Source organism: Corallococcus sp. CA047B (assembly GCF_003612065.1).
GTDB lineage: Bacteria > Myxococcota > Myxococcia > Myxococcales > Myxococcaceae > Corallococcus > Corallococcus praedator.
In genome coordinates this window covers 1-9,121 of sequence record NZ_RAWD01000360.1, presented here as the reverse complement: position 1 = coordinate 9,121, position 9,121 = coordinate 1, and the positions used below count along the sequence as shown (strand labels likewise).

Sequence of the window (9,121 nt, the reverse complement as noted above, 5' to 3'; positions counted from 1 at the left end):
TGACGGGGCTGGTCGCGCCTGGCGGGCTGGTCATCCTCCAGGGGCTCCTGAGCCTCCTGTCCCTGGTGCTGCTGACGGTTGCCTCGGTGGGCTCTCCCCTGTATCGCGGAGCCCTGGCGCTGCTGACGGTCGTCTCCGGGGCGGGGTTGTGGATGTTGCTGGTGCCGGACGTCCCGGCCGGTTGGGTGGCGGGGCTGGGCGGTCTGGTGGCCGCCTTCCTGGCTGCCCTGCGCAAGAGCTGACCGGCAGAACCCAAAACGGATGTCAGAGGGGTGGACTAGGGTCTACCCATCGCGTACTAAAAGCGCGTTCAGGTGGGCCGGGGTGGCCCACTCTTCCAAGGAGCGACGAGAAATGGCCGTGAATCAGGAGAAGGAAAAGGCGATCGAGCTGGCGCTGGCGGCGGTGGAGCGTCAGTTCGGCAAGGGTTCCATCATGCGGCTCGGCAACGACGAGCCGATGATGAAGGACATCCAGGCCATTTCGACGGGGTCCATCTCGCTCGACATCGCGCTGGGCGTGGGCGGCGTGCCGCGCGGGCGCATCATCGAAATCTTCGGGCCGGAGTCCTCCGGCAAGACGACGCTCTGCTTGCACATCGTCGCGGAGGCGCAGAAGCGCGGCGGCGTGTGCGGCTACATCGACGCGGAGCACGCGATGGACGTGGGCTACGCGCGCAAGCTGGGCGTGCGCACCGACGACCTGCTCCTGTCCCAGCCGGACACCGGCGAGCAGGGCCTGGAGATCGCGGAGATGCTGGTGCGCTCGGGCGCCATCGACGTGCTGGTGGTGGACTCGGTGGCCGCGCTCGTGCCGAAGGCGGAACTCGAGGGTGAGATGGGAGATGCCCACATGGGCGTGCAGGCGCGCCTCATGAGCCAGGCCCTGCGCAAGCTCACGGGCACCATCTCCAAGAGCCAGACGTGCGTCATCTTCATCAACCAGATCCGCATGAAGATTGGCGTGATGTTCGGCAACCCGGAGACCACCACGGGCGGCAACGCGCTGAAGTTCTACGCGTCGCAGCGCATGGACATCCGCCGCGTGGGCGCCATCAAGAACGGCGAGAACGTGGTGGGCAGCCGCACCCGCGTGAAGGTCGTGAAGAACAAGGTCGCGCCCCCGTTCAAGGAAGTCGAGTTCGACATCATGTACGGCACGGGCATCTCCCGTGAGGGCGACCTCATCGACCTCGCCTCCAACGAGAACATCGTGGAGAAGAGCGGCAGCTGGTTCTCCTTCAAGGGAGAGCGCATCGGCCAGGGCCGGGAGAACGCGAAGGAGTACCTGCGCGAGCACCCGGAAACCCAGAAGGAGATCGAAAACCTGGTGCTGGAGAAGTACGGCATCGGCAAGGCGGCCGCCGGCGCTCCTGCGGCGGAAGCCCCCGCGGAGCCCGCGGAAGGGGAGAAGCGTCCCCGCGTGAAGGCCGTGAAGTAGGCCCATACGCTGCGTCCAAAGACAGTCCGTGCGCGTTCCTCCGGGGGGAGCGGCGCACACGGACCTGAAGGAAGAAGGGGGCCGACCGCCAGCGATGGCAGTCGGCCCCTTTCCCTTTCAGGGCGTGTGGGGGAACGGGCAGGCGGGTGACGGACGCGTGACGCGTGAGGTCATGCGGGTGTGTCGCGGGGATGTTTCGTGTGGAGGGGGAAGCGCCTCTAGACTTCGCGGCCCGGGAAACACCCCTTCACCCGATTCCCGCTGGAGTCCACCGCCTTGTTCAACCCCTTCAAACGCCGCACGTTCCTGCAAGCCGTGGTTGCTGTCGCGGCGACGACGACCTTTGGATGCTCCGACGACGAGACGACGGTCACGTCGGATGGCTCGCCCTACTTCCCGCAGTCGCTGGCGTCGGGGGATCCGCGTCCGGACAGCGTGGTGTTGTGGGTGCGCGTGGAGGACGCCGCGCGCGCTGGCTCGGACCTGACCCTGCGGCTGGAGGTCTCCACGACGGAGGACTTCTCCTCGCTGGTGCTGGACAAGAAGGACCTGACGGCGCTGGCGGCGCACGACCACGCGGTGAAGGTGAAGGTGACGGGCCTGTCGCCGCGCACGACGTACTACTACCGCTTCTCCTACGAGCAGGACGGCCAGAAGAACACCACGCGCATCGGGCGCACGCGCACCGCGCCGGCCGCCGGTGACGACGTGCCGGTGAAGTTCGTCTTCGCCAGCTGCCAGGACTTCATCGGCCGCTACTACAACGCGTGGCAGCGGCTGTTGCAGCTGGGCGAGGACCTGGACTTCGTCGTGTTCCTGGGCGACTACGTCTACGAGACGACGGGCGACACGTCGTTCCAGTCCTCCGGCGGGGCCCGCTCCGTGCGCTTCAGCGAGCCCGAGGGCGCGCTGGCGCAGGGCACGGGCGTCACCGCGTTCCTGGCGGCCAACTCGCTGTCCAACTACCGCGACCTGTACAAGACGGTGCGCAGCGACCGGCAGCTGCAGGCGGTGCATGAGCGCTACCCGTTCATCATCACCTGGGACGACCACGAGTTCTCCGACGACTGCTGGAAGGACGTGGCGACGTACGAGGACGGCAAGCGGGACGAGACGCAGCTGGACCGCAAGCACAACGCGGAGCAGGCGTTCCTGGAGTTCATCCCGCTGGACACCGCGCAGACGTCCGAGGGCGTCGTCAACGTGGACAGCGAGCCGCGCTTCCCCAACACGCGCATCTTCCGTGACTTCGAGTACGGCCGGCACCTGAAGCTGCTGGTGACGGACTACCGCAGCTACCGCCCGGACCACCTCATCCCGGAGGACGCGTACCCCGGCGCGGTGGCGCTGGACGCGACGCTGCTGGGCGCGGCGCTGGCGAACCAGCCGGACGCGGTGAAGCAGGTCTTCCAGGCGGACACGTTCGCGTATGTGAACATCGACGACGCGGCCTATGCGCAGCACAAGCAGGTGCTCCAGGGCGCGTACCTGAGCCAGGCGAAGGCCGCGGGCCTGACGGACGCGGAGGCCGCGCAGAAGGTGGCCACCTGGGTGAAGGGCCCGGTGGCGCTCTTCTACGTGAACCAGGTGTTCAAGGCGGCGGGCTTCGCCGCGCTGCAGATCGCCGCGGGGGACAAGCCCCGGGGCCTGGCGTACGCGCACATGGGCAAGAGCGCGCTCTTCAACATCCAGGGCTCGCGCTACGTGGTGGTGAAGGACACCTTCGACCTGTTCGCGGCGGTGAAGTACCAGCTGTCCGCGGGCGCGAGCGAGGACGTCTTCGGCCCCGAGCAGGAGGCGTGGTTCAACCAGACCCTCACCACGGCGACCAACACCTGGAAGATGGTGGTGAGCTCCACGTCGCTGTCGGCGCTCATCTGGGACCTGCGCGCGAAGTCGGACATCTACGACCCGACGCTGCGCCAGCGCTTCTACTTCAGCGTGGACCAGTGGGACGGCTTCCCCACGAAGAAGAAGGTGATGCTCAACACGCTCAAGGCCAAGGGCGTGACGAACGCGCTGTTCCTCTCCGGCGACATCCACGCGTCGTTCGCGTCGGTGGAGGAGGGCGTGCCCACGCTGACGGCGCCGGGCATCACCTCCGGCTCCATCAAGGAGCTGGCGGGCCTGGCCCTGCTGGGCGCGGGCTACGCCTCGGGCGCGCCCGTGTACGGGTACGCCGTCACCAACATGGAGAAGACGCTCAAGGACTCCAACGCCGGCCTGCGCTTCGCGGACGCGGACTCGCACGGCTTCGTGCTGGTGGAGGTGAAGGCGGATGAGACGCTCGCCACCTTCCACCTCATCCCCGCCGCGGAAGTGGCCAAGGACTACTCCAAGCGCGACGGCAGCGAGCTGGAGTCGAAGTTCACCGCGCACACCTTCCGCGTGAAGAACAACGACATCCAGCCCGCCTGAGACGGGCCGGCTGAAACACCGTAGGGCCTCCGGGGCCGCGTGGGGACACTCCCCCACGCGGCCCCGCTGCTTTTGTAACCCGTCCTGTCACACGTGGGTCCAGCCAGACGCCTGGGCAGGGGCTCAATCCGTTTCAACCACGGTGAAATCAGGTGGCTGTATTGACGCAAAGTTTTCGTGCGTGTTACTGATATTCACGACGCTGCCGCTTGATTCGTTCTGCAAGACCTCCCGTGGTCTCCGGGCAATCATGAAATTCCAGCAATTGGGTCACGCCTTCCAGAAGGTGCTGCCCGCGGTGCTGTTGTTCGGTCTGGCAATCCACTTCGCCTTCACGCTGGCGTTCCTGACGCCCATCAACCCGGTGAAGTTGTCTGTCCTTGGCGTGGTGGACCGCTACATGCAGCCATTCTTCTACCAACGCTGGACGCTGTTCGCGCCCGACGTGGAAGCCAAGACACGCCATGTGTTCGTGGCGTGCCGGGGCGAGGACGCGGCGGGTGTTTCACGCGAGGAGCCCTGGGTGAACGTCACGTCGCCGCTGCTGGATTTGAAACAGCGCTATCGCCTGACGCCCGCGGACCGCCTGGAGCGCGCGCAGGTGGCGGGGCTGAGCCAGCTCACTGCGGCCGACGATGAAATCACCACCCGGCTGTTGGAGAAGCCCGAGGACACGGACGGCTACCGGCAGGCGGTGGCGGCGGCGGAGGCCCAGCGCCAGCAGCGCAAGCAGCAGGGGCGGCGGCTGTTGGGGCGCGTGGCGTCCGCGGCGTGCACGTCGCTGTATCCCCAGCTGCGCACCCGCGAGGTGCGGGTGCGGATGGCGACCATCAAGGCCCCGCCCTTCTCCCAGCGCATGAACGCGGACGCGCCGGGTGACACGACGTGGATGGAGTTGTCCTGGCAGCCCATTGAAGCGGTGGAGGCGCGATGAGCGGGCCGTCCACCACCGCTGCCTCGTCGGGGCCGCCGTCGTCCCTGGCGGGGGCCTGGGCGGCCTTCACCGCCTGGCAATCCCAGCCGCGCTACCTGATGGGCGCCAGCCTGTTCCGGCTGGTCGCGGGCGCGGCGGTGCTCATCGAATACCTCATCAACTACTCCCAGCGGCGCTACCTGTTCGGGCCGTCCGGGCTGTGGCCGTATGAGACGTTCGTCGCGGAGCTGGCGCACACGCGCAACTTCTCCGTCTATGCCTGGAGCGCGTCGCCGCTGTTCTTCGAGGTCTGCTACCACCTGGGCATCCTGGTGGCGGTGCTGTGGATGGTGGGCTGGCGCGCGCGCTGGCTGACGCCCCTGCAGTGGGTGTTCCTGTGGTCGCTGCACCAGCGCTTCCCGGGCATCTGGGATGGCGGGGACAACATCATCCACCTCATCCTGGTGTACGCGTGCTTCGCGGACGTCAGCGCGCACTTCTCCATGGACGCGGAGCGGCGGCGCGCGAAGGGGCCTGCCGAGCCGGGGCCCTGGGCGAGGGTGGGCGCGCTGTTCCACAACACCGCGATGCTGGCGTTCGCGGTGCAGATCAGCCTCGTGTATGGGCTTGCCGGGCTCTACAAGGTGCAGGGCGGGGTGTGGCAGGACGGCACGGCGCTCTACTACGCGTTTCGCAGCGGGCAGTTCGTGATTCCCGGCGTGACGGAGTGGATCTACCGCGACGCCTTCGTGGTGACGGCGCTGTCGTACTGCACGGTGGCCTTCCAGGTCGCGTTCCCGTTCCTGCTCTTCCTCAATCCCATCAGCCGCAGGCTGGCGGTGGTGATGGGGTTCACGTTCCACGTGGGCATCGCGCTGGTGCTCGGGCTGGTCACCTTCTCGCTGTTCATGACGTCCGTGGACCTGGCGCTGATGGGCGATGACGAATACCGCGCCATCGGCCGCTTCCTGACGCGTCTGCGCCAGCGCTTCCTTCCCCGTACGCAGTCCCCCTCCGCCCCGGTGGCTGTCGAAGCCCTGGCGGAGCCGTCCACAGGATCTCACCCTCCCGCCGCATAGAGGGTGGATACTGGCGTGAAGCTCTGGGGCCCCGGAGCCGAGCGTCAGGGCTGTTCAAAACCCCCAACGCTAGGAATTGCCCCCATGAAGAAGCTGCTTGCGCTGTTCGGTCTCGTCGCGGGTCTGGCTGCCTCCTCGTACTCCGTGCCGGCCTCCGCCGCGGCCACGGGCGCGAACTACGACGGCCCGACCACCAACGCCCAGGACATCATCATCATCGTCATCGGCGACGACGAGTTCTACTGGGTGGAGTACTACGGCGCGGCCGCGAACGCCTCGGCGAGCGCCGCCCCCGTGCTGAGCGACGCGACGTTCGACCGCTAAGCGCGGCGACGTTCGTCTCCAGAAGCGTCACGTGACAACCGGGGCCGCGGTGCCTTTCGCCGCGGCCCCTCCTTTTCCTTGAGGACATGGCCATGAGGCGTTGGGTTCCGTGGGTGCTGGGAGCGCTGGTGTCAGGCCTCCTCCTCTGGTTCGCGCTGCGCGAGCCGAACGCAAGCCCGGCGGTCGTCGCCGCGCGTGAGGATGCCCCGGCCACGCCGCTCGCGGTCCGTTCGGCGAATGTCTCCGCCCGGGGGGCGGGGCTCTCGGAGCTGTCGCCGCTGCCCCTGGTGCCGGACGAGGACCGGCCGGGCGGCTTCCACGTGCAGGGCCTGGTGTTGGACCCGGAGGAGCTCCCGGTGGAGGGGGCCACGGTGGTGTTGGACACGAGCCCGCCGCGCTCGGTGCGCACCGGGAAGGACGGCACGTTCGACTTCACGGGCCTGTCGCCCCGCGCGTACCAGGTCGTCGCCCGGCACGGCGCCCTGCTGGCGGGCCCCGTGGGCCTGTGGCTGAGCGACGAGACGCAGCCCCTGGTGTTGCACCTGCGGCCGGCGGCGTCGCTGGAGGTGACGGTGGTGGAGGGTGCGGAGGCCCGCGGCGTAGCGGGCGCGGCCGTGGAGTTGCGCGCGCAGCAGACCGTCCTGGGCACCACGGACGCGCAGGGCCGTGCGCTGCTCCAGGGCCTGCCGGTGGGGCGCCACGTCCTCAAGGTGTCCGCCCGGGGCTTCGCGCCGTCGTGGCAGGTGGCCCAGGTGGTGGACGCGGCGGACGTGGCCCAGAAGGTGACGGTGGCGCTGCGGGGCGGCGCGGCGGCGTCAGGCACGGTGGTGGACGCGCGGGGCAAGCCGGTGGCGGGCGTCGTCGTGGTGCCCGTGCCGGAGACGACCAACACGTTGCTGTCATTGACGGACGCGCGCGGGGACGGCGTGGAGACGGACGCCCGGGGCGCGTGGCGCTTCGAGCACCTGGGCGCGGGGGCCTACCAGTTCACGGCCTCCGGGCCGCGCGTCGCGCCGGGCACGTCCGCGTCCGTGCGGCTGGATGGCATGAGCGAGCAGTCCGGCATCACCATCACCGTGCCGGACGCGGCGCGCTTCAGTGGCCGCGTGGAGGATGCGCGCGGGGCGCCGGTGCCCTATGCGGTGGTGCGGGTGGCGCTGGACGAGGGCGCGCGGCGGACGCTGGCGCGGCAGACCACGGCCGATGCGCGCGGCGGCTTCGAGATGGAGGGCCTGCCCCAGCGCCGGGTGGCGGTGGTGGCGAAGCACGAGCGCGCGACGTCCGGCACGCAGTTCGTGGACCTGTCCCAGGAGGCGGTGCGCCAGACGCCGGTGGTGCTGGTGTTGTCCGCGGCGGAGGTGCTGCGGGGGCGGGTGGAGTCCTCCAGCGGTCAGCCGGTGGGCGAGGCCGTGGTGTCGGCGGAGCTGACGGGGGCGCGGATGCGGGGCCGGTCCGAGCAGACGCTGCGCGGGCAGCTCATCACCACCGCGGATCCGGGTGGACGCTTCGAGTTCCGGGGCCTCCTGCCGGGCACCTACCTGCTGCGCGCCGCGCCGCCGGGCACCACGCTCCAGCAGCGGCTGCCCTGGCTGACGCCGCCGGTGCAGGCGGAGACGGGCGGCATGGAGCCGGTGCTGAAGCTGAGCCTGGGCGGCACGCTCACGGGCCGGGTCGTCCGCGAGGATCAGGTGCCGCCCACCGACTTCTCCGTGGTGGTGCGCGGCGCGGGCGCGGTGCCCCACGGCGGCGGGGATGGGCGCTTCCACCTCCAGGGCGTCCCGGCGGGCGAACACACGCTGTACGTCACCGGCAAGGGCTTCGTGAACAAGACCGTGCCGGGCGTGCGCATCCAGGAGGGACAGGAGACGTCGTTGGGGGACGTGGTGGTCCAGCGCGGGCGGCAGCTCCAGGGGCGCGTCGTGAACGCAGCGGGCGCGCCGGTGGCGGACGCGACGGTCAGCGTGTCGCAGCCGTTGAAGGGCGTGGGCGTGGTGGTGGGGTCGGCGGCGGCGCTGGAGTACGGACTCCAGCAGGTGAGGACGAGGCCAGACGGCAGCTACGTGTTCGAGGGGCTTCCCATCTCGCCGCTCCAGTTGTCCGCGGAGCACTTCCAGGAGGGACGCTCGGAGTTCACGCAATTGCTGGCGGGCGTGGCGGACCAGAAGATGGACCTGCGGCTGTCGGCCACGGGGCAGTTGGACGGCACGGTGAAGAAGGGCAACCAGCCGGTGAGCGGCGCGCTGATCATCGTCACCAACCCGGCGGCGCCCGCGGGTGGCGTCAGCGGGACGTCGGGCACGGACGGCACCTTCCACTTCGACAACCTGGCGCCGGCGACGTACTCGGTGCTGGCGGTGACGGAGTCGGGGGGAGGCCAGCAGGTGCAGCGCACGACGGCGAACATCCAGGCGAAGCAGACGGCCCGCGTGGACCTCACGCTTCCCGAAGGCGGCGTGACGGTGCTGGTCCGCGCGCAGGCCGCGGAGGGCACACGCGCCCAGGAGGCCCGGGTGCTCCTCATCGAGAAGCTCCAGGGGGCCAGCCAGCCCGCGCAGGTCCAGGCCCTGTCCATGGCGCAGCCCGCGCGCTTCGAAGGCGTGAACCCGGGCGAATACCAGCTCTGCGTGTCCGCCATGGCGCTGCCCACCCAGACGGATGGGGGCTCGGCGGCGCCCCGCTCGGACTGCCGGCCCGTCAACGTCGCGCAGCAGCCCGTGCAGCAGGAGCTGGTGATGGCGCTGCCGCTGCTCTGATGCATGCGTGATGCACCAGCGCCTGTCCGGGGCCGCGTGGGGATGCTCCCCGCGCGGCCCTTTGTGTTTCAAGTGGGCTTTTCGTTTTTACGGCTTTGTGCTGTTTTGCGTGGAAACGACTCCCTGGGATGGAACAGGGCCGGGAAGGAATGCATCGTGGGCGCACGCAAGGGATTGCAGGGGCTGCTGGGGGC

The 9,121-nt window shown here is 69.4% G+C and carries 6 protein-coding genes and 1 pseudogene; all 7 read left to right on the top strand.

The window, feature by feature from the left end; translation table 11 throughout:
* Window positions 1–242: pseudogene (locus D7X74_RS43280) on the top strand (hypothetical protein); the annotation flags it as partial.
* Between the two features lie 112 nt (window positions 243–354).
* Window positions 355–1,440, top strand: a complete 1,086-nt coding sequence (gene recA, locus D7X74_RS35560) for a recombinase RecA (protein ID WP_120537440.1) — start codon at window positions 355–357, stop codon at window positions 1,438–1,440.
* 276 nt (window positions 1,441–1,716) lie between these two features.
* Complete coding sequence (locus D7X74_RS35555) at window positions 1,717–3,858, top strand: alkaline phosphatase (protein ID WP_120537439.1); 2,142 nt, start codon at window positions 1,717–1,719, stop codon at window positions 3,856–3,858.
* A gap of 250 nt (window positions 3,859–4,108) precedes the next feature.
* A complete protein-coding gene (locus tag D7X74_RS35550; RefSeq protein WP_147444521.1) occupies window positions 4,109–4,792 on the top strand; it encodes a DUF5819 family protein in 684 nt (227 codons plus the stop codon).
* Window positions 4,789–5,850 (top strand): HTTM domain-containing protein, encoded by a 1,062-nt coding sequence (locus D7X74_RS35545; protein ID WP_120537437.1) that lies wholly within the window; start codon window positions 4,789–4,791, stop codon window positions 5,848–5,850. The genes D7X74_RS35550 and D7X74_RS35545 overlap by 4 nt, the downstream gene beginning before the upstream one ends.
* Before the next feature lie 84 nt (window positions 5,851–5,934).
* Window positions 5,935–6,174, top strand: coding sequence for a hypothetical protein (locus D7X74_RS35540; RefSeq protein ID WP_120537436.1), 240 nt, complete (start codon window positions 5,935–5,937; stop codon window positions 6,172–6,174).
* 92 nt (window positions 6,175–6,266) lie between these two features.
* Window positions 6,267–8,927, top strand: coding sequence for a carboxypeptidase-like regulatory domain-containing protein (locus tag D7X74_RS35535; RefSeq protein ID WP_158622344.1), 2,661 nt, complete (start codon window positions 6,267–6,269; stop codon window positions 8,925–8,927).
* The last annotated feature ends 194 nt before the right edge of the window (window positions 8,928–9,121 follow it).

Excerpts from the sequence above, each read along its gene's own strand:
- recA (WP_120537440.1), top strand. The coding sequence starts at position 355 with ATGGCCGTGAATCAGGAGAAGGAAAAGGCGATCGAGCTGGCGCTGGCG.
- D7X74_RS35550 (WP_147444521.1), top strand. The coding sequence starts at position 4,109 with ATGAAATTCCAGCAATTGGGTCACGCCTTCCAGAAGGTGCTGCCCGCG.
- D7X74_RS35545 (WP_120537437.1), top strand. The coding sequence starts at position 4,789 with ATGAGCGGGCCGTCCACCACCGCTGCCTCGTCGGGGCCGCCGTCGTCC.
- D7X74_RS35540 (WP_120537436.1), top strand. The coding sequence starts at position 5,935 with ATGAAGAAGCTGCTTGCGCTGTTCGGTCTCGTCGCGGGTCTGGCTGCC.
- D7X74_RS35535 (WP_158622344.1), top strand. The coding sequence starts at position 6,267 with ATGAGGCGTTGGGTTCCGTGGGTGCTGGGAGCGCTGGTGTCAGGCCTC.